This window comes from Primorskyibacter sedentarius, from assembly GCF_004342065.1.
Lineage (GTDB): Bacteria > Pseudomonadota > Alphaproteobacteria > Rhodobacterales > Rhodobacteraceae > Primorskyibacter > Primorskyibacter sedentarius.
Genome location: NZ_SLZU01000005.1, coordinates 101,236 through 122,667, shown reverse-complemented (window position 1 = coordinate 122,667; position 21,432 = coordinate 101,236). Strand labels below are relative to the sequence as shown.

Here is a 21,432-nt window from a genome sequence, read left to right as displayed (position 1 = left end):
AGACAAATGGCTGAGATTCAAATCAAGAATGTTGCAAAGAGCTTCGGTGCTTACCAAGCTTTGCATGACATCAACCTGACCATCGCGGACCAGGAATTCATGGTCCTGCTGGGCGCATCGGGCTGCGGCAAGTCCACCTTGCTGCGCATCATTGCCGGGCTGGAAACCGCCACGGCAGGCGAGGTCTGGATCGGCGGGCGGAGGATTGACCATCTGTCCCCCAAGGATCGCGGCATCGCCATGGTCTTTCAGAACTACGCCGTTTTCCCGCACTTGACCGTGTTCGAAAATATCGGCTTTGGTCTGCGGATGCAGAAGCTGCCCAATGACGAAGTGACACGCCGGGTCGAGCGGGTCGCCACGCTGATGCATATCGAACAGCTCTTGAAACGCTATTCCGGCGAATTGTCGGGTGGTCAGCGCCAGCGCGTCGCCGTGGCGCGGGCGTTGGCGATGGAACCCGATGTGATCCTGATGGATGAGCCGCTGTCGAACCTTGATGCGCTCTTACGGATGGAGATGCGGGCAGAGCTCAAGGGTGTTCTGGCCGAAAGCAAGACCACCGCGATCTACGTGACCCACGATCAGGTCGAAGCGATGAGCATGGCCGACCGGATCAGCGTGATGCATCAGGGTCGGATCGTGCAGGCAGCCTCGCCGATCGAGGTGTATCGCAACCCGTCGGCGGAATTCGTGGCAAGCTTCATCGGCAACCCGCCGATGAACTTCCTCAAGGCGACCCCGGCCGGGGATGGCAAATGGTCGGTCGCAGGGCAGGTGATGGACGGACCGCGCGCCGACAGGCCGCATTTGCAATTCGCCATCCGCCCCGAAGATATTCAGCCCGCCGAACAGGGCCTGACTGCCACTGCCAAGGTGGTAGAGCCTCTGGGCGCACATCTGCTGGTCACATGCGAGGTGGACGGAAGCCTTTTCCGCGCCGTTCTCGACAGTGACATGGTCGTCCGACCCGGCGAGACACTGACCCTTGCCCCGCAGGCGGACCGCGTGCGCTGGTTCGACCCCGAAACCACCAAAGCTGTTGCGTAAGGTGATGTGATGAACAGACAAGATATGATGGACCACGCCCGTCAGGTGATGACCGACAATGACCGCGGGACATATACGGTGCCCACCCATGGGCTTTACCCGTTTCAGTGGAACTGGGATTCCGCGCTCAGTGCACTTGGCTTTTCGCAATATGACGAGCCGCGTGCATGGACAGAAATTGACACCCTGATGGCCCATCAATGGGATGACGGCATGGTGCCGCATATCATCTTTCACCAACCTGATGACGGCTATTTTCCGGGGCCGGACGTATGGGGCACGGGCCGCGACGTGCCGACGACAGGCATCACACAGCCCCCCGTTGCGGGGTTTGCTGTCTGCCGCATCCACGACCGCGCAAAGGACAAGGCGCTTGCATCAGAGAAGGCCCGCGCCTTGCTGCCGAAGATCCACGCGTGGCATCAGTGGTTCTACCGCAGCCGCGACCCGCAAAGCACTGGCCTTGTTGCGCTTTTGCATCCATGGGAATCCGGTCGCGACAACTCGGTCGACTGGGACGCTGCCTTTGAACGTGTGCCGACGGAAGGCGTGGGCACCTTCACCCGCCGCGACACCACCCACGCCAACCCGGCGCATCGGCCTACGGATGACCAGTACAGGCGCTATATCTGGCTGGTGCAGAAGTTCCGCAGCCTGAACTGGGACAACAGCAAGCTGCATGATGCCTCGCCCTTCCAGATGGTCGATCCCGGCTTCAACGCGATCCTGATCCGCTCCTGCCACAAAGTTGCCGATCTGGCGGGCCGGTTGGGGATGGTCGAAATCGCGGCGCAGTCACGGGCCATGGCCGACAAGGGCGTCGCCGCGATGGAGACGCTTTGGGACGAAAAGCTGGGACAGTATCTTTGTCTAGATCGGACCACAGGCGATGTGGTCGACAGCCCGTCGATTGGTGGGATCCTGGGGGTCTTTGCGCCCATCCCGAAAGAGCGTGCCGCAGCCATCAGCCGCCGGATCGAGACTTTGGCCGAAAGCTGCGAATATCTTATCCCCAGCCACGATCCGGCCGCCCCGGAATTCGAGGGTCTTCGGTACTGGCGCGGCCCGGTCTGGCTGATCGTGAACTACATGATTTCCGACGGGTTGGAACAGGCAGGCGAAACAAGGATGGTAGACCGGATCATGGGCGACTGTCTGCGGCTTATTGAAACCAGCGGCTTTGCCGAATATCACGACCCGATCACCGCCGAACCTTGTGGCGGGGCGCATTTCACCTGGACTGCGGCCATGGTGATCGAGATTCTTGAAACGCATAAGGTAGCTGCATGAAACGCTCACGCATCAATGAAATCCTGCTGGCGGCCGATGACATGATCCGCCACCACGGGTTTGTCCTTCCCCCGTTTGCCTATTGGACGCCGGACGAGTTCAAGGCCCGCAAGGACGAGGCGCGCAACGTGATCGAGGCGCGCTGCGGCTGGGACATTACCGACTACGGGGCAGGGGATTTCGATAAGATGGGCCTGTTCCTCTTTACCCTGCGCAATGGTCGACTGGCCGATCTGCAGCGCGGCGGCGGCATGTGCTATGCCGAGAAGCTGCTGATCTCGCGGCAGGACCAGCTCAGCCCGATGCACACGCATGTCATCAAGGCCGAGGATATCATCAACCGGGGCGGCGCGACGCTGGTGGTCGAGCTGTTCGGGTCTGACGCGGATGGCAATTTCGACGCATCCCGCGGTGGCACAGTCTATTGCGACGGTATCCGGCGTGACTACGCGCCGGGCGACAAGCTGAAGCTGGCTCCCGGCGAAAGCGTGACCCTGATGCCCGGCGACTGGCATGCCTTCTGGGGCGAAGGCGGCGATGTGCTGGTGGGTGAGGTTTCGACCGTAAATGACGACGAGACCGACAATATCTTCCGCGAGCCGATTGGCCGTTTCGCCACGATCGAGGAAGACGTGGACCCCAAGCACCTGCTGGTCAGCGACTACCGCGAATGGCTCGCCTGACAGAGATCCGCGACGCATCGAAGAGGCCCGGATTTCCGGAAGCACTGGAAAATGCCTTGCTTGCCGATCTCAGGGGATCTGCCCGGCAAGGCATCAACAGCCGCATCAGCCTTTGCGTGGATGCCGCGCAGGGGCAGCTTGGCGCAGGGCTTGAAGCCACGACCTCCTATGGTTGGCTGCATGTGAACATGCTGTGGGTCGCAGCCGGGTGTCGGCGTGCCGGGCAGGGCCGCGCTTTGCTCGAACACGCCCATGCTCTGGCGCGGGACCGGGGGTGCCATGCAAGCTGGCTCGACACTTCCAGCGCCGCCGCGCGCGTGTTTTACGAGCGGTGTGGGTATGACGTGTTTGCGTCACTGAAGAACGACCCCGGCCAGGAACCGGCAGAGCATACCCGTTGGTTCCTGCGCTGCTCTCTGGTCTGAAGTCTCGCCGCTTGGCGCGAGTTCAAACCAGCGTCCCTTCGATAACCCACATCGTTTCAGGAAAGCTCCACGGCAAGGTCAGCCCGTGGTTCATCAGATAACCGCCACTGACCGTGATCGCCTTCGATTTCAGGATCTGGTCGCCGCGCGAGAGATGAGAGGCATCCTCGCGATTGATCAATTCGATCCGGTACATGGCATCGTGGCTAAGCCGGGTCAGTTGCAGCGGCCGGGGGGCGATCTGTTTCGACGTCTCCGCCTTGCCCGCAAAGACCACAAAACGCCCGCCGCCTTCGGCCAAATGCTGTTCTGCAATCACGGCGGGGTCGGGGCTATCCAGACGCAGAATATCGGCGCGGAACATCCAGTCGCGGTTCCGCTTCCACCAAGAGGTGACATCGCGCAGCACCTGCGCCTCGTCCTCGTTCAGTTCGCGCGGGTCCATTTCGAACCCCATATGCCGCTGCGCCGCGACCCAAGCGCGGAAGCGGATGCCAAGCGTGCGCCCCGAGGTGTGGCAGACGCGCGGGCCGACATGGCTGCCTGTCACGGCCATCGGCAGGAAAATCGCGGCATTGTGCTGCATCCGCAACCGTTCGATCGCGTCATTACTGTCGGACAGCCAGACACGATGGGTGCGGCCCAGAATGCCAAAGTCGATCCGCCCGCCACCAGAGGCACAGCTCTCGATCTCCGTCCCCGGATAGGCCGCGCGTAGCCGGTCGATCAACTGGTAAGAGCCACGGGTCTGCGCCGCATCGGGCAGTGGCAGGACGCGGTTATGGTCCCACTTGATATAGTCAATGTCGTGATCGGCCAGCACCTTTCCGATCCGCTCGAACAGGAAATCGCGCACCTCGGGCAAGGCCATGTTCAGCGCCTTCTGGTAGCGGCCAAGGATCTGATCCTCACCGCCCAGGGCCCAGTCAGGATGCTTGCGGTGGATGTCGCTGTCGGGGTTGATCATCTCGGGCTCAAACCAGATGCCAAAGGTCATCCCCTCGGCATGGCAATGCTCGATCAGCGGGGTCAGACCGTCTGGGTATTTGCGCGGATCAACCTCCCAGTCCGACAGGGCGCGGGTGTCGTCATCACGATTGCCGAACCAGCCATCATCCAGCACGAAACGCTCTGCACCCAGGCCCGCGGCGATGGTGGCGATCTCTTTCAGCTCTGGCAGGTTGTGATTGAAATACACGGCCTCCCAGCAGTTGTAATGCACCGGGCGCGGGCGGTCGGGGTCGGGAAAGCTGACCACGACATCGCGCAGGTGGCGCTGGAACGCGACACCGCAGCCGTTCAACCCGTCATCCGAGAACATCGCATAAAGCGTCGCCGTCTCGAACCGGGTCTGCGCGGCACTTTCGACGCGGGCGGCATGGCCGAACTGAATCTGGCGGCGTCCGTCGGGCAATTCTTCGGCCACCATCCGGTGCCCGCCCGACCAGCCGTAATGGAAAGCATAGGCATTACCGCTGGCATTGGTTGCCCCCCGGCAGGGCAGGATGAGGCCGGGGAAATGTTCGTGCCCCGTGCGGCCAGTGCGGTTTTCGCGGTAGCGCATGCCGGGGGACCAGGGCGTGCGGTTCATCTGGAATTCGCCACACCAACGGCCAGAGAAATCGATCATCTCGTCGGCCAGTTGCGGCCCCGGAAACACCGGCGCGGACAGCCAATGCAGATGCGTCGGCCTGTCCGATTCCAGAACGGCCTTGGCCTCTATGACATGGGTTTCGGGATTGATGGCGAAGCTGGCCGTATAGGTCAGCCCGTTCACCTCGTCGCGAAAGGCCAGCGTGATCGCGTTCGTGCTCTGCTCTGCCGAGGCAAAGCAGAATTTCGGCAACAAGGGCGTGCCAGAGCCGTCGCGCAGGATCAGGCCGGGCTGACCGGGAAAGGTGCGCGTCGCCTCCGGGCAGATCGACAATTCGGGGTTGGAATCCAACATCCCCCCGGTGACATCGATACCGTTGGCACGGAACAAGGTTTCCAGATCTTCATCATCCGGCAGACGCGGACCCCAGAAAACCACCTCGGCGAGGTGATCTTTGGTGGACCCGAGAACAAGTGTCTGCCGACTGTCATCAAGGCGCCAGCATCGGATCATTTAACAGCACCCAGCGTCAGACCTGCGATAAAGTGTTTCTGCATCAGGAAGAACATCGCGACGGGCGGCAATGCGGCCACGATGGAACCGGCGCTCATCAGGTGGTAGGCGGCGCGGAACTGCGCATTGAAGCTGGTGATGCCCGCTGTGACCGGTTGGCTTTCCGGGCCCTGGGTCAGCACGATCGCCCAGAAATAGTCGTTCCAGATGAAGGTGAAGATCAACACGCTGAGCGCCGCAATCGCGGGCTTCATCAGCGGCAGGACGATGTACCAGAAGATCTTCCATTCGGCGATGCCTTCGACGCGCGCGGCCTCGATCAGGGGGAAGGGCAGGGCACGGATGAAGTTACGCATGAACAGCGTGCAGAACCCCGTCTGGAACGCGATATGGAACAGGACCAGCCCCGTCTTGGTGTTGTAAAGGCCAAGGTCCAGCGTCAGGTCGCGCACCGGCACCATCAGGATCTGGAAGGGGACGAAGTTGCCGGCAACGAACATGAAAAAGATCAGCAGGTTGGATTTGAACCTGTAGATGCCAAGTGCAAAGCCCGCCATGCAGGACAGGCCCACGGCGCCAATCACCGTCGGCACGGTGATGAACACCGAATTCAACAGGTAGCGCGGCATGTCAGAGTTGAAAAAGACCTGACCATAATTGGCCGCGCCTTCGAAAGTCGAGGGCAGCCCCCAATAGTTGCCTTGGGTGAAATCCACGGCCGGTTTGATCGAGAAGACAGCAACGGCAATCAGCGGGGCCAGCCAGAAGATAAGCGCGATGGGAAGCAACCCTTGATAGGTCAGTTGCCAGGCACGCGGGGATTTTTCAATCGGTCTGGGGAACATCCTAGTGGCCCTTCTCTTCTTTCCACATCGACCACAGGAAGTAGGCGATGAAGCAGAGCATGATCAGGAAGAGGACAACGGCGATTGCCGCGCCATATCCCATGCGGAACCCGTATTCTGAGAGTGCTTTTTCGAACATGTAGAAGGACAGCACGCGGGTTTGTCCGAACGGTCCGCCATTGGTCATGATCGAGATCAGGTCAAACGAACGCAGCGCCCCGATGATCGTCACGACAAAGGCGATGAAGGTCGCGGGTTTGAGCTGCGGAATGATGATATACCACAGCATCCTGGCGCCCTTGGCACCGTCCAAACGACCGGCCTCGATCTGTTCGGGGTCCACGGCGTTCAGGCCTGTGAGGTAAAGGATCATGCAATAGGCCGTCTGTGGCCACAGCCCCGCCGCGATGATCCCGTAAGTGGCAAGGGTCGGATCCCCCAGCACGTTCACCGTGGGCAGGCCGAACCATCCCAGGAAAGTATTCAGCAGGCCAAATGTCGGATCGTAGAACCACGTGAAGACCAGCCCGACAACCACCTGTGAGATTACAAAGGGAAAGAAAAACAGAGACTTATAGAGTCTAATTCCAGTAACGGTCTGGTTGAGGAACAGCGCAATCATCAGCCCCACCGGGATGGCCAGCAGGTAAAGAACCAACCATTTGAAGTTGTTCCAGAGCGACACCTCGAACGCGCTGTCATCCATCAGCTCGCGGTAGTTCTCCAGACCCACATAGGTTGGATCGCTTAGCCCGTCCCAGCTGTAAAAAGAGACGGTAAAGCTTTGGTATATCGGGAAAATAACGTAAAACAGGAAGAACAGGATGGCCGGGGCCAGAAACAGCCACGGGGTGACTGCAATCTCGTTGCGCTTGTACCAGCCACGACGTCCCGGAGAGGGGGGATGTCGATCAGGGACGGTTGCATATGTCATGGGGCGTGCTCCGTGGCGTGAAAAAGCATTGGAGAAAGCGGCGGCGAAATCGTCCTGCCGGTCTTGATCTTTCGGGTGGACCGGCCGCCAATCCGACGCCCGGTCCCTCGCTGAAGGTCAGCTTATTTGTAGACGCGCTCTGCGACCTTATCGAGACGGTTCAGGATGTCGTCCAGATTGTCCGGGAACACCATGAACTCCTGCAGACCCTGCATGCCTTCGGCAGCCATTTCCGCCGGGAAGTCACGGTCAAAGAACTGCGCGACACCGCCGGGGCTGTTCGACGACAGCATGGCGAAGCCTTCGTTCAGGAACTTGTCATCGTCGATGGAGGCCGACGCATTGACCGGCAACTGACCAAGATTGGCCGCATTGTTGATCTCGGTCTGTTCCTCGGTCGAGACGACGAAGCGCAGGAACGCACGGGCGGCGTCCTTGTTCTTGGCATTGGCCGCGATGTGGAACGTATCGGTCGGTGCATCCTCGGCGAAGTCAAGATCGGGGTCGATCTTGGGGAACTGGTAGAAGTCCAGCTGATCGTCGGTCAACCCGGCCTCGCGCAGCGGCGCAACGGCGAAGTTGCCCATCAGGTAAGCTGCGGCCTCACCCTTGACCATGAAGGGCAGGGCTTCCTGCCAGCTATAGGTCTGGTGGTTGTCGACGAACGCACCCATGTCAATCAGCTCGCGCCAGTTGGCAAAGGTCTGGCGGACGCTGTCATCGGTCCACTTGATCTCGCCCGCGGCCAGCTTCATGTGATGCTCGAACCCGTTCGTGCGAAGGTTCATGTAGTCGAACCAACCGCCTGCCGTCCAAAGGAATTTTGTCCCGATCGTGTAACACTTGCGGCCCGAATCCAGGATCTTCTGGCAGTTGGATTTCATCTCTTCCCAAGAGGTCGGCTCTGATAGGCCCAGCTCTTCATAGATGTCTTTGCGGTAGTAGACGCCCCACTGGTAGTAAGTATAGGGCACGCCCCACTGCTTGCCGTCGATGGTCATCGCACCCTTGGTCGAGGCGAGGTTTTCGGCGATCTCCGGCTCTTCCCAAAGGTCCGACACGTCCTCAAAAAGGCCGGCGTTGACATAGGGGGCCATGCGGTTCGCGGCGTACCATGTCGCGACATCCGGCGCATCCGCGCTCAGGAAGTTGCGGATCTGGGTTTTATACGCATCGCGGTCGATCACGGTGGTGCTGATCTCAAGATCGGGATGCAAGGCCCCGAAGCGTCCGATCATGGCTTCCATCGTTGCGCGTGGCGCCGGGTTCGACGTGTCGAGGAAGATTTTCAACTCCCCCGTCAGCGGTTCAGAATGCGACTCTGCATAGGCAGCGCCAGACAGCAGTGTTGAGGCGCTAAGTGCTGCGCCGACAAGTGTTTTTTTTAGGTTCACGGGGTCCTCCCATTGGTCCGTATATTGAAATTGACATCTCAATAATTGAGAATTATTCCGGTTGACTAAGTGTGTCAACAAGTTCCGCCAGCGCTATCAGCGCCCCAGCAGAGACCTTGAAATCCGGACAGATGGCCAAGCAAACGCAAGTGACCCAGCGAGAATTAGACGGCCCGGGGACGGTCGGGCGGGCGCTTGGCATTCTTGATATCGTGGCGGATATCGGGCGACCGGCCCGGGCATCTGAAATTCAGGCGGCAAGCAGTTTGCCAAAGGGAACGGTCTACCGTTTCCTGCAAACCCTGACCGATCATGGCATGTTAAGCCACGATCCGCATCGCAGGGTCTATTTCATCGGCGCCCGGCTGGTCCGTCTGGCGCATGTGGCATGGAAACAATCCTCGCTTGCCCCGGTTGCAAAGACGCATCTGGACGCGCTGGCCAGTCAGGTGCGCCAGACGATCCATCTTGCGCAGCTGGATGGCGGGCATGTTCTTTATGTCGACAAGCTTTTCCCATCTCGCCCGGTCGAGATGTTTTCCAGCGCAGGGAAGGTTGGGCCTGCCTATTGCACCGGCGTCGGCAAGGCCATGATGGCCTTTCTCGGAGAGGATGGGCTGGCTTCGGTCATGGCGCAACAAAGCTTTTACCGTTTCACCGATAATACACTCACAAGCCCAGAGGCTTTGCTGGCGGATCTGGCGCTGATCCGCAAACGCGGCTTTGCCATCGACAACGAAGAACACGAACGCGGGATCATCTGCGTGGCCGTGCCAATACTGTCGCGAAACCGAATCCTTCTGGGGGGATTGTCAATCACAGCCCTTCAGGGGCGACAGGATTTCGATGACTTGTACAAGCTGGTGCCAATTATGCAGGAAACCGCCACCCGCATAGCCGCAGACGCTGCCGACTGGCGCTACCCGGAAATCGACATTGAAACAAAAGAGTTGGGGACGTAGATCGATGACAGGCGTTGTTTTGAGGGATGTTATCAAGCGTTATGGTGATGTTCAGGTTATCCACGGGGTTGATCTGGAGATTGCGGATGGTGAGTTCTGTGTTTTTGTGGGTCCGTCGGGGTGCGGCAAATCCACGTTGATGCGGATGATTGCGGGGTTGGAGGAGACCACGGCGGGCGAGATCCATATCGGGGATCGCAACGTGACGCGGATGGATCCGGCCGAGCGCGGGGTGGCGATGGTGTTCCAGACCTACGCGCTTTATCCGCATATGACGGTGGCAGAGAATATGGGCTTTGGCCTGAAGATGAACGGCTATCCCAAGGCCGAGATCGCGTCGAAAGTCGCCGAAGCCAGCCGTATCCTGAAGCTTGACCCGTTCCTGAAACGCAAGCCCGCGGCCCTGTCGGGCGGCCAGCGTCAGCGCGTGGCGATCGGGCGGGCCATCGTGCGCGGGCCAGAGGTGTTTCTGTTCGACGAACCGCTGTCCAATCTCGACGCCGAATTGCGGGTGGAGATGCGGGTGGAGATCGCGCGCCTGCACAACGATATCGGCGCCACGATGATCTATGTGACCCACGATCAGGTCGAGGCGATGACCATGGCCGACAAGATCGTGGTGCTGCGGCTTGGCCGGATCGAACAGATGGGCGCGCCGCTCGATCTTTACCGCGATCCCGACAACAAGTTCGTTGCAGGCTTCATCGGCTCGCCCGCGATGAACTTCCTGGAAGCAACAGTGAACGCGCAAGGGGCGGTCGATGTGCCCGCGCTCAAGACCTCTGTCGCTGTCCCGGTCAACCTGCCGCCAGCGGGCACGAAGGTGACGCTTGGCATCCGGCCTGAACATATCGAGGTAAGCGCAGGCGACACGATGTCGATCGAGCTGACCGAAGCCCTGGGGGGTGTGTCCTATGACTACATCCATGCAGATACCGGCGAGCGGCTGATCGTCGAGGAACGCGGCGATCACCGGTCCGCCCCCGGCGCGCGCGTGTCGCTGAGCTTCGATCCCGCGCGGGCCTATCTGTTCGACGCCGAGACCGAGATGCGCCTGCGCTGAGGCACCCGTTGGGTTTACGGCCCCACCGCCAGACGGTGCAGGGCAGCACAAAGGATCAAAGATTTGACAGCCAGAATTCTTGTCTGCGGAGGGGCCGGATATATCGGCTCGCATATGGTGCGCCAGTTGGTCGAGCGCGGGTATGACGTTGTCGTGTTCGACAACCTGTCCTATGGCAATGCCGCCGCGATCCCGCAATCGGTTCCGCTGATCCAGGGGGATCTGCTGGACACCGACGCGCTGAAGGCGCTCTTTGCGCAGAACGCCTTTGACGCGGTCTATCACTTCGCCGCGCTGATTTCTGTGGGGGAATCTGTTTCCGCTCCGGATATCTATTACCGCAACAACGTGGTGGGCACGCTGAACCTGCTGGATGCGATGCGCACCACCGGGGTGGAGCGGTTCGTCTTTTCCTCGACCGCAGCCACGTTTGGCAATCCTGAAACACCGCTGATTGCCGAGGATCACCCGAAGAACCCGCTGAACCCCTATGGCCGCACCAAGCTGATGATCGAGCAGGTGCTGGCGGATTATGGTCATGCCTATGGCATCCGCTCTGTCTGCTTTCGCTATTTCAACGCCGCGGGGGCCGACCCGTCGGGCGAAATCGGCGAGGCGCATGATCCGGAGACGCATCTTGTGCCCAACGTGTTGCTGGCGGCCCTGGGCGCGCGTGACGGGCTGGATATCTTTGGCGAGGATTACGACACACGCGATGGCACCTGCATTCGCGACTACGTGCATGTCAATGATATCGCCTCGGCCCATCTGGCAGCACTGGAGTACATGGATGCCAATCCCGGCGCGCATGTCTTCAACCTTGGCAATGGCGACGGGTTCTCGATCATGGAGGTGATCGCCGCGGCAGAGAAGGTCACCGGCAGGAAGATCCCCTATCGTGTCGGCCCCCGCCGGGAAGGCGATGCCGCGATCCTTGTCGCCGACAGCAGCCGTGCAAAGGCGCTTCTGGGCTGGAGCCCGGCCACGCCGGATGTCGAGACGATCATCGAAACCGCCTGGAACTGGCATCGCGCGCCGAAATACGGCCCCTTCGCGAAATAGACGGGCAAGGAACGCGTCATGGACAAACCGGACTTCACCGAAGACCCGCATCGCCGCTTCAACCCGTTGAAGGGGGAATGGGTGCTGGTGTCCCCGCACCGCAACAAGCGCCCCTGGCAGGGCCAGACAGAGGCCACCGCCCAGGACCAGAAACCGGCGCATGATCCGACCTGTTTCCTGTGCTCGGGCAACACGCGGGTCAATGGCGAGGTCAACCCCGTCTACGAGGGGCCCTTTGTCTTTGGCAACGACTTCCCGGCGCTTCTGACGGACACGCCGAAGGGCAGCACTGGCGATGATCCGCTGTTCCGGGCCGAAACCGTTCGTGGCACGGCGCGGGTCATCTGTTTTTCCGAACGTCACGATCTGACATTGCCGGAATTGCCCCTCGCCGGGATACGCGGCGTGATCGACCTGTGGGCCCGGCAACTGGAAGAGCTTGGCAAGGAATATGACTGGGTCGCGATCTTCGAGAACAAGGGCGCGGTCATGGGCTGTTCCAACCCGCATCCGCACGGGCAGGTCTGGGCCAGCGACTTCATCCCCAACGAGGTGGCGCGCGAAGATCAGACACAGGCTGACTACCTGTCGGCGCAGGGGCAGAACCTGCTTGTCAGCTATGCCGCGCGGGAATCCGGGGATGGGGCCCGTACCGTGGCAGAGAACGACCACTGGATCGCGGTGGTGCCCTATTGGGCCACCTGGCCGTTCGAGACGATGGTGCTGCCAAAGCGGCATGTCCTGCGGTTAAGCGATCTTTCCGATGCCGAAAGGGACGCCCTGGCCGAAATTCTGAAACGTCTGTGCACCCGCTATGACAACCTGTTCCGGACAGAGTTCCCCTACACGATGGGCTGGCACGGCGCGCCGATGACGCCGGGCAATCACGATCACTGGCAGTTGCACGCGCATTTTTACCCGCCGCTTCTGCGCTCGGCGACGGTGCGCAAGTTCATGGTCGGATACGAGATGCTGTCAGAGGCTCAGCGCGATCTTACGGCAGAAAGCGCCGCGGCCCGGCTGAGGGATCAGCCGGACGTGCATTACAAGACCGCGGCAGGGGGCTGAGCATGGACGAGACAAACGAAGACGTTCTGCGCGCCCGGGTCGCTGCGGCCTATGAGGCTCATTTTGGCATGCCGCCCGAGGCCGTCGCCTATGCGCCGGGCCGCGTCAACCTGCTGGGCGAGCACACGGATTACAATGGCGGCGTGGTGCTGCCGATGCCATTGCGGCTGGGTACGGCGATCGCGGCCGGCCGGGGCGGTCCGGCACACACCCTGCGCGTGGCCAGCGACAGTTTCAACACCGAGGATACCCGCAGCCTGAGTGACCCCGCCAGCGGCGCATGGTCGGATTATGTGCTGGGCAGTTTTGCCAATGCGCCGGGCGCGGACTTCACCGACAGCGGTGTGACGGCGATGATTGCAAGCAATCTTCCGGTCGGGGCGGGGCTGTCCAGCTCGGCCGCGATCGAGGTTGCAACGCTGCGCCTGGCCGACGTGCTGTTCGGAACGCAGACAGATGCGGTTGCGGTGGCACGGCTTGCCCGCGAGGTGGAGAACCAGTTTGTCGGCATGCCCTGCGGGATCATGGACCAGTTCGCCGTATCCGTGGGGACCATCGGCCACGCGCTCTATCTCGACACCCGGCGGCTGGAACACCGGCCCGCGCCCTTGCCGAAGGGCCACACGTTCCTCGTGGTGCATTCCGGGGTCGCGCACAAGCTGACCGATGACGGCTATGCAACCCGGGTGGCCGAATGCACTGCCGCCAGCGGCGCGCTTGGCGTCGGGATGCTCAGCGATCTGGGGCTCGAAGACATGGGCCGGATCGAGGCGCTGGAGCCGCCGCTCGACCGCCGTGCCCGCCATATCGTGACCGAGAATGACCGCGTCCGCCGCGGCGTCGAGGCCCTGTCACAGGGCGACGTCGCCACCTTCGCCAGGCTGATGATCGCCAGCCACCGCTCCCAGTCAGAAGACTACGCCGTCTCCCTCCCGCAGATCGACGCGCTGGTAGAAGGCGCGCTCAACGCCGGCGCCATCGGCGCACGCCTCACAGGAGGAGGCTTCGGCGGCTCCATCGTGGCACTGGTAGCCCGCGACCAACTGGAGACGCTTCAGGACAGTCTGACCACCAACTTCCCAACAGCCCGCATCCTCGCAGCGATCTGACACGCCTACTGACAATTCTGGAGATTTTGCCATGAAGCGGACCCTTGGCACGTGTTACTACCCCGAACATTGGCCGCGCGAGATCTGGGAAGATGATGCGCGCCGCATGGCCGAGGCGGGTCTGACTTGGGTGCGGATCGGGGAATTCGCGTGGTCCCGGCTGGAACCTGTGGCAGGTCAGTATGAGTTCGACTGGCTGGATGATGCGATTGCGGTGCTGGGGGCCGCAGGGCTGAAAGTGGTGCTGGGCACCCCGACCGCCACGCCGCCGCGCTGGATGATCGACAGGCATCCGGACATGCTGGCCGTGGATGCAGAGGGGCGCCCGCGGAAATTCGGCTCGCGCAGGCATTACTGTTTCAGCCACGAAGGCTACAAGGCGGATTGCGCCCGGATCGTCACCAAGCTGGCAGAGCGCTACGGGCGCAATCCCCACATAGCCGCGTGGCAAACGGATAATGAATACGGCTGTCACGACACCACGATTTCCTACAGCGATGCGGCCCGGAAGGCATTTCAGGGCTGGCTGCGCAACCACTATCCGGGGCAAGGCAATGACGCCGATATCGACGCGCTGAATGCCGCCTGGGGCAATATTTTCTGGTCGATGGAATATGTCAGCTTCGATCAGATCGACCTTCCGAACCTGACCGTGACAGAACCAAACCCCAGCCATGTGCTGGATTTCCGTCGGTTCGCATCGGATCAGGTCGTGGCGTTCAATCGGCTGCAGACAGAGATCATCCGGGCACATTCTGACGCGCCAATCGCGCATAACTACATGGGACGGATCACGGATTTCGATCACTACGATGTTGGCGCGGATCTGGATATTGCCAGTTGGGACAGCTACCCGCTGGGTTTTCTGGAAGATCGCGTTCCGGCAACGGTCCAACAGCAGCGCAGCTATGCGCGGCAGGGTGATCCGGATTTTCAGGCCTTCCACCACGATCTTTACCGTGCCGTCGGGCGGGGCCGCTGGTGGGTGATGGAACAGCAGCCCGGCCCGGTGAACTGGGCGCCTTACAACCCCGCGCCTTTGCCCGGAATGGTGCGGCTGTGGAGCTGGGAGGCCTTTGCCCACGGCGCAGAGGCGGTGTGCTATTTTCGCTGGCGTCAGGCCCCGATGGCGCAGGAACAGATGCATGCCGGGCTTCTGCGTCCCGACAGCGCAGAGGCGCAGGGGCTGATTGAAGCGCGAGAAGTGGCGGCGGAGATATCTGACGCTCCCGATGTCAGCCCGGCCAAAGCGCAGGTTGCCCTGATCTTTGATTACGAGGCGGAATGGGCGTGGCAGATCCAGCCGCACGGGCAGGGGCTGAGTTATTTTGAACTGGTGTTCGACACCTACCGCGCCTTGCGCCGCCTTGGCCTTTCCATCGACATCGTGCCTGCGGACGGCATGGCGCTTGAGGGCTACGCGCTGATCTTTGCGCCCGGTCTGATGCATCTGCCTGACGCGTTCAAAACGGCCCTGGCCAACAGCGCCGCGACCATCATGTTGGGGCCAAGGACCGGGGCGCGGGACGGCACGATGCGGACACCGGTGCCGCTGCCGCCGGCCATGCCGGGGCTGGACGTCACTGTCAGCCATGTCGAAAGTCTGCGGCCCGACTGTCCGATCCATCTGAAAGGTGGCGGATGCATTCGCAGCTACCGCGACGTGTTGGAAACCACTGCGCAGGTTCTGGACGAAACAGAGCGTGGCGAGGCGGCGCTCGTGGCCCAGGGCAATATCCTTTACTCTGCGGGCTGGTTTGATCCCGAGGCGATGTTGCGGGTCATGCGCATGGCGTGCGATCGCGCGGCAATACCCACACGCAACCTGCCCGGAGGGGTGCGGTGCCGGGAAACAGGGGCGGAACGGTTCTGGTTCAACCATGATACGGTCCCGCACGAGGTTGACGGCATGACGCTGCCGCCAATCTCGGTCCGGCGCGAGGGGATTTGACCAAAGCGCAGACACGGGCGGTCAACCCGCCCCCTTGCCGAAGGGTCGGCAGCATATCGTCGAGGGTTTAAGTCAACTTGACTTGCAGGGCGTGCGATTTCCGGTCTACTTGGACGTGCAGCGCGCAGAACCGGATATCGAACATGGCGGAAAACAGAGACATCGTAATGCAGGACCACGGCGCATTCACGGCCGGGTCGCATGATTTTCAGTCTGACATCGAAACCATCCTGAGTAGCGATACTATCGGGGTCATCCTTGAGACTGTCATGCTGGCAACCGGGGTGCGCTTTGCCGCAATCGCTCGGGTGACGCAGGACAGGTGGGTCGCGTGCCGCACGGTGGACGAGATTGAATTCGGCCTGAGGGCAGGGGACGAGATCGACATCAGCTCTACCTTTTGCCAGACGGTTCGCGACACGTCCCAAAGCGTGATATTCGAGGATGTCGAAACGGATGAAATCTATTGCGACCACCCGATTGCGCGGCAATTCGGCATCGCAAGCTATGCGTCGATCCCGATCTTCCGTAGTGACGAGAGCTTTTTCGGCACGCTCTGCGCCATCGATACCGAAGCGCGCAGCCTGAAACAGCCGCGGATTCTGGCAATGCTCAGGATGTTTGCCGACGTGGTTGGCCGCAGCGTGGAAACCGAAGAAAGGCTGGAGGCGCAAGAGCAACTGGTCAGCCATGAGCGGGAGATGGGCAAGTTGCAGGAGGAGTTCCTTGCTGTTCTTGGCCATGACCTGCGCAACCCCGTTGCGGCGCTGAAGGCAGGGCTGCGGCAACTGGCCCGAGAGCCAGAGCCCGAGAAGCTTTCGATGTTGTTGCCCTTGATGAACCAATCCGTCTACCGCATGCAGGAGCTGACGGAAAACATGATGCTGCACGCAAAATCGCGTCTTGGCGGAGGCATCCGGGCAGAGATCGTTCCCAATGCCCCGCTCGTCAGTGCGATCCGACATGTGGTCGAGGAGGTCCGCGCGGCCTCTCCCAACCACCGGATCGAACTGTCGCTGAATTTCGACGAAAATGTCAGCTCTGATCCGGCCCGCGTGGCGCAGGCGGTTTCGAACATGCTGGCAAACGCGGTGCAGCACGGGACATCGGATCACCCGATCCACGTGCTGGGCGAAGATGTCGAGGACGGCCTGCAGATCTCGGTCGCCAACCGGGGAGATCCTATCCCGGACGAGCTTCGGTCAGCCCTGTTCAAGCCCTTCAACCGGGGCATTCATGCCAATGGTGCGGGGCTTGGTCTTGGGCTTTATATCTCGGCGTCGATTGCAAAGGCCCATAACGGGCAGCTGGATGTCAGCTGTGTGGATGGTGTCACCAAATTCTCGATGACGATCCCGAGGTTGACCTAGACGGGCGGGGCGCCTGTCGGGGCCAGTGCTAATTATCGGGCCCCGCAATCGCGTTCAGCGTGGCGCGCGCGAACCCCAACGCCTCGCCCGGCGTCTCGAAATACTGCTGCACAACCACATCCCCGCCATTCGTTCCGACGGCCAGTTTGACCCCATGATCGGAGCCTTGCACATCCAGCGCGTTGAGCGTTGAGGTGAAGCTTTGATAATCGGCCAGCGCCTTGCCGCTGTCCGTGTCCCAGATGATCAGATGCTCATCATTCGACACGGTCGCCACGAATTGGCCGGAGGGCAGGGCGCGGGCGTCGTTCAGGCTGGATCGGTGCTCTTTCAGCACAACCCGATTCCCGCTCTTGGGCCACCAGATGCTGCCCTGCCAATCGGCCGATCCAGTGACCAGAAAGCTGCCGTCATAGGCGAAATCGAGCGCGGTGATATTGCCGACATGATCTTCCGAGACATGGTCCGGGGTGCCGGCAGTTGCCTTTTCGGCCATGTCGTAAATCCGGATATTGCAGTCGCTTCCACCGACAGCAAGCCGGTCACCGGATGGCGACAGGGCCAATGCGGTGGGAAAGGCCGGCCTGCGGCATCCATGGCCAGCGGGGCGGTTTGTGGCGATCTCGGCTTGGAAGCGGACCTTGGCGATATGTTCCGCCTGTGCCGTCCCGCAGGTTTCGGCGGCGGTCGCGCAGATCAGGATCCAGCTTCCATCGGGACCGGAGCCGTGGACGGCAAACCGTTCGCCATCATCGGACAGAGCGATCCTCCGGCCCCTCATTTGAAAGGCAATGGCCTCGCCTGTCAGGGGAATTTCCCGCTCGGCCCACATGTCCGGCCCGGATTTGCGAAACACGATCACCGCCGGGTCATGCAGGGATGCGATCATGATGTCGGATGCCAGCGAGGTGGCCAGATTCTGCGGGTCAGAGCGCGTGCCGCCATTCGTGTACACGCGGCTCGGATCGCGATCCCGCCCTTTGATCCAGACAGAGGTCCGATCCGTGTAGCCCAGCCAGTCACCTGACGGACCAAGCGCGACGGAATCCACCTTGGCCGCATCGTTCAGCAGCTTCACGCTCAGCGCGTAATCCGACAGGCGCGATGCGAACGGGGTCCAGAGCCTTGCGGTCTTGTCGAGAGCGCTTGTCAGGATTTCGTTGCTGTCAGAGGCGAATGCGACCGTTCTGGGGGATTGCTGGTGCCCGCGCAGCACCTTTATCGGCCGCCAGCGATCGGTCTTGTAAAGATACGTGGACCCGTCCCAGGATGTCACTGCAAGCAGATCACCATCCCGGTTGAAAGCCACATCCCACACGTCGGATTCCTGCCAGAGGGCGAGGGGAGACAGCGTAAGATATGGCAGCACCGTTTCATCATCGGGTGAAGAACGGTCTACAATTATTTGTTCTAAATGCCATATCCTTACGGAATCGTCATTCCCGCCAGAGGCCAGTTTGGTCCCGTCGGGCGAAAAGGCGAGCCCCTTGACCGGATCGGTATGCCCGTCTTCAGAGCATGTGATCTGGGTCGCATCCGGCGTCATCAGGCATATGGTGCCGTCCTGACGGGCAAAGGCGGCAAAAGAACTGTCGGGCGAAAACGCGACCGACCAGATCCTGGTGGACGGCGGGCTGTATTCCTGACCGTTTGCAAGATCGACAGCCCCGTTTCCCGAATGATCCGAGAGGCTCCGCGAGCTGTAAATCCTGTGGTTGCCCCACGCGCCAGAGGGCTGTTTGCGCCAGAAATGGATATGCCCCGTCAGCGATCCGGCCATCAGATAGCGGCCGTCGGGCGAGAAAGCCAGTTTCGACATCGTGGCCAATTTCCATTCCGTGGGGCCGGCATAAAGCTCGGTCGCCATGATCGCGGCATCGGCACTGTCCGGCGCGGCGATCAACAGGACCCCGCCGCGCTGCGTGCCAACAGCGATGCTGCCATCCGGGGACACCGCCATGGACCGCCCCTTCGCGCCGTCGGTGCGGCTGAGAAAGCCCTCAAGCGGAATGACCCGCGCCGGGGCCGCGTTATCGGACCGGTTCCAGATTGTCAGGTCCAGCCCCTGTGACAGCGTGACGATCTGCTCTCCATCGTTGTAAAACGATGCCGCATAGACCGCGCTGTCAGGGCTGCTGCCATGTTCAAAGCGGCGCAATTCGTGGATATAGTCCAGCGATTGGCGCAGCTTTTCGAGGCCGTTTTCCAGCGAAGACTGATCAAGATCGACCTCTATCGCTGAAACCAAAGCCTCTTCAGATCGCGCCGCAATCTCGAACGGGTTTTGGGCATAGGTGGTGGGCTGTATCGCAGACAAGGCTTGTCGCGCCGCGACCTGCCGTGTCTCCCATGCCTTGTCCTGTTCCTCCTTGGCCAGCTTCTCAGCCTCTTGCGCCCGCAAGAGCGCCAGTTCCTCGCGCTGCTCCGCGGCAAGGCTGGTTGCCTCGGCGGCGGCAAGCTGCGCCTGCGTAAGCGTTACCGCCACGTAGATGCCGGTAACAACCACCAGCCCCGCCACGCTGGCATAGACCGAGTTTTCGGCCCTCGCATGGCGTTTGGAGTCGTCGACATAGGCCGCAACCCTGTCAAAAATCTCGCGCGGGTTCAGTTGCCGGTCGCCATCCTTCCAAGTCAGGTTCCCAAGATGGCGCGACGCCCAGGCCGCGTTTGGCTTTTGCGCGGCCCACCACTCTGAATGCCGCTTGCGCGCGCTTTTCCGGAGCAGCCCCGTGCCAAGCACCCGTTCCCAGAACCCGTTTTTCGCTGTCTGCTCCCTGTCATGGGCAAGCCGTGCCAAAAACCGGATGGTGGAGGCAGAATTGCTTTCCTCGGGAAGCCAGGTATCCCGCAGCGGTTGCCACAGTCGAAGCACGCATTCATGGGTCACATCTACAGTGTCATCCGGGTCCAAGCCGTCATGTTCGCCCACGATGCGCAGATAGCTTTCCGCGCCGTCCTTGAAAACGGAGATTACCGAAACCAGCTGCTTGAAATCACAGTTCAGCGTCTCTGTCGCCGCGCCGAGTTTGATCGGGCGGCGAATGTCGCGGCCACGGCTGTTCAGTGTGGTCAGGGCGCAGAAAAGGCCCCGGGCGATCTCTTGGTCGCGGGGGTTCAGCTTGTTGTAAAGCTTGTCCAACCGGTGGCTCAACGAGGTGCGGAGCGCGTCATGCCCCGCGCCCCGCGCCTGATTGATGTCTTCGGTTATGTCGAAGGCCCGGAAGAAATCCGGCAGCCCAATGCTGATTGGCCCCTCGGGTTGCCTCAGCCGCGCATCGATATAAAGCAGCCGCAGCGCGTGCTGCATGAGTGGCAGCTTGTCCAGTTGTTCTTCCAACCCGTTCAAAAGCCAGATCGAAAGCTCCGGCTCGATCGTTCCCCCAAAGAGGGAAATAGGGCCCTCGATTGCCTCCTGCATCTGAAACCGGTCGAGCGTTGGCGTCAGAAACTGGCTGTGATTGATCGCGCTCGTCAGGCCGGAATAGCGCGAGCATTTTTCGAGCTCATCCGTGCGGATTGTTATCACGACATAGACGTCGCGCCGCGCGGCGGTGGTTTTCAAGAGCACATCGACAAAGCGCGAGGCCTCGTGCGGATCGTCCTGGGCGTAGCGAAAGATCTCCTCAAACTGGTCGACAAGGATGACGATGGGCCGACCTTCCAGAAGGGTGATCCCGTCCAAAGCCTCGTTCAGATTGCTGGAGCGTCGCCTGACCTGATTGAGAAACAGGTTTCTGAGCTCTTCAATGACCGGGGATTGTTCTGCGTCAGGCTCGGGCGCCCCGCGGCCGCTTTCGCCCGTGACAACGGCTTGAGCAAGGGAAGAGGCGAGCCGGTCCAGCGGGTCAGTCTCGGGGTAGAGATCGCAGTAAATCCAGTCAGAGCCGCGCCCCTCAAGAAATCCTGCCTCCAACGCGTTGAACAGACCCGTCCGCGCCAGAGAGGATTTTCCGCAGCCGGACGGGCCGGTGACGCAGAGAAACTGGTTCTCGGCCAGCTTGTCGAGCATGTCCGACACATGGTCATCGCGCCCGTAGAAGATGTCGAATTCGGATCGCAGAAACGAACGGAGGCCGGGATAGGGGGTATGGCTGACGGTCGGCTGGTCCATTGTTTCGC

16 protein-coding genes are annotated in these 21,432 nt (G+C 61.1%); 11 read left to right on the top strand and 5 right to left on the bottom strand.

Annotation, left to right across the window (positions count from 1 at the left end):
* Positions 1-6: 6 nt before the first annotated feature.
* From EDD52_RS09790 to EDD52_RS09775, 4 genes are read left to right on the top strand one after another with little or no spacing between them, the layout of a single operon-like run.
* Positions 7-1,050 (top strand): ABC transporter ATP-binding protein, encoded by a 1,044-nt coding sequence (locus EDD52_RS09790; protein WP_132244353.1) that lies wholly within the window; start codon positions 7-9, stop codon positions 1,048-1,050.
* A 9-nt stretch (positions 1,051-1,059) separates the two neighbouring features.
* Complete coding sequence (locus EDD52_RS09785; RefSeq protein ID WP_132244351.1) at positions 1,060-2,340, top strand: MGH1-like glycoside hydrolase domain-containing protein; 1,281 nt, start codon at positions 1,060-1,062, stop codon at positions 2,338-2,340.
* On the top strand, positions 2,337-3,023 hold the full coding sequence (locus EDD52_RS09780) for a D-lyxose/D-mannose family sugar isomerase (RefSeq protein ID WP_132244349.1): 687 nt from the start codon (positions 2,337-2,339) through the stop codon (positions 3,021-3,023). Before EDD52_RS09785 ends, EDD52_RS09780 begins: the two co-directional genes overlap by 4 nt.
* A complete protein-coding gene (locus EDD52_RS09775) occupies positions 3,011-3,448 on the top strand; it encodes a GNAT family N-acetyltransferase (RefSeq protein ID WP_132244347.1) in 438 nt (145 codons plus the stop codon). Before EDD52_RS09780 ends, EDD52_RS09775 begins: the two co-directional genes overlap by 13 nt.
* Positions 3,449-3,470: 22 nt before the next feature.
* On the opposite strand, the gene EDD52_RS09770 is transcribed toward EDD52_RS09775, so the two are convergent.
* From EDD52_RS09770 to EDD52_RS09755, 4 genes are all read right to left on the bottom strand, one after another.
* Positions 3,471-5,555 (bottom strand): alpha-galactosidase, encoded by a 2,085-nt coding sequence (locus EDD52_RS09770; protein ID WP_132244345.1) that lies wholly within the window; start codon positions 5,553-5,555, stop codon positions 3,471-3,473.
* Positions 5,552-6,400: a carbohydrate ABC transporter permease gene (locus tag EDD52_RS09765; protein WP_132244343.1), complete on the bottom strand. Its 849-nt coding sequence runs from the start codon at positions 6,398-6,400 to the stop codon at positions 5,552-5,554. The genes EDD52_RS09770 and EDD52_RS09765 overlap by 4 nt, the downstream gene beginning before the upstream one ends.
* Position 6,401: 1 nt before the next feature.
* Entirely contained in the window at positions 6,402-7,334 is a 933-nt protein-coding gene (locus EDD52_RS09760; RefSeq protein WP_132244341.1) for a carbohydrate ABC transporter permease, read from the bottom strand.
* Positions 7,335-7,456: 122 nt separating this feature from the next.
* The gene (locus tag EDD52_RS09755) at positions 7,457-8,680 is read right to left on the bottom strand and encodes an ABC transporter substrate-binding protein (RefSeq protein ID WP_424449910.1); all 1,224 of its coding nucleotides are present in this window, start codon (positions 8,678-8,680) and stop codon (positions 7,457-7,459) included.
* Positions 8,681-8,859: 179 nt separating this feature from the next.
* On the opposite strand from EDD52_RS09755, the gene EDD52_RS09750 reads away from it, so the two are divergent.
* The 7 genes from EDD52_RS09750 (at position 8,860) to EDD52_RS09720 (ending at position 17,313) form a co-directional block, all read left to right on the top strand.
* Complete coding sequence (locus EDD52_RS09750; RefSeq protein ID WP_132244337.1) at positions 8,860-9,690, top strand: IclR family transcriptional regulator; 831 nt, start codon at positions 8,860-8,862, stop codon at positions 9,688-9,690.
* A 4-nt stretch (positions 9,691-9,694) separates the two neighbouring features.
* Positions 9,695-10,753 carry an ABC transporter ATP-binding protein gene (locus EDD52_RS09745; protein ID WP_132244335.1) on the top strand — a complete coding sequence of 353 codons (1,059 nt, stop codon included), beginning with the start codon at positions 9,695-9,697 and terminating at the stop codon, positions 10,751-10,753.
* Positions 10,754-10,816: 63 nt separating this feature from the next.
* Positions 10,817-11,815, top strand: a complete 999-nt coding sequence (gene galE, locus EDD52_RS09740) for a UDP-glucose 4-epimerase GalE (RefSeq protein ID WP_279389263.1) — start codon at positions 10,817-10,819, stop codon at positions 11,813-11,815.
* 18 nt (positions 11,816-11,833) lie between these two features.
* Positions 11,834-12,883 carry a UDP-glucose--hexose-1-phosphate uridylyltransferase gene (locus EDD52_RS09735; RefSeq protein ID WP_132244333.1) on the top strand — a complete coding sequence of 350 codons (1,050 nt, stop codon included), beginning with the start codon at positions 11,834-11,836 and terminating at the stop codon, positions 12,881-12,883.
* A 2-nt stretch (positions 12,884-12,885) separates the two neighbouring features.
* The gene (galK, locus tag EDD52_RS09730; RefSeq protein ID WP_132244331.1) at positions 12,886-13,992 is read left to right on the top strand and encodes a galactokinase; all 1,107 of its coding nucleotides are present in this window, start codon (positions 12,886-12,888) and stop codon (positions 13,990-13,992) included.
* Positions 13,993-14,023: 31 nt separating this feature from the next.
* Positions 14,024-15,943 carry a beta-galactosidase gene (locus tag EDD52_RS09725; RefSeq protein ID WP_132244329.1) on the top strand — a complete coding sequence of 640 codons (1,920 nt, stop codon included), beginning with the start codon at positions 14,024-14,026 and terminating at the stop codon, positions 15,941-15,943.
* 143 nt (positions 15,944-16,086) lie between these two features.
* A complete protein-coding gene (locus tag EDD52_RS09720) occupies positions 16,087-17,313 on the top strand; it encodes a GAF domain-containing sensor histidine kinase (protein WP_132244327.1) in 1,227 nt (408 codons plus the stop codon).
* Positions 17,314-17,341: 28 nt separating this feature from the next.
* Here EDD52_RS09720 and EDD52_RS09715 read toward each other — a convergent pair whose 3' ends face one another.
* Positions 17,342-21,424 (bottom strand): NACHT and WD repeat domain-containing protein, encoded by a 4,083-nt coding sequence (locus EDD52_RS09715; RefSeq protein ID WP_165907499.1) that lies wholly within the window; start codon positions 21,422-21,424, stop codon positions 17,342-17,344.
* Positions 21,425-21,432: the final 8 nt, after the last annotated feature.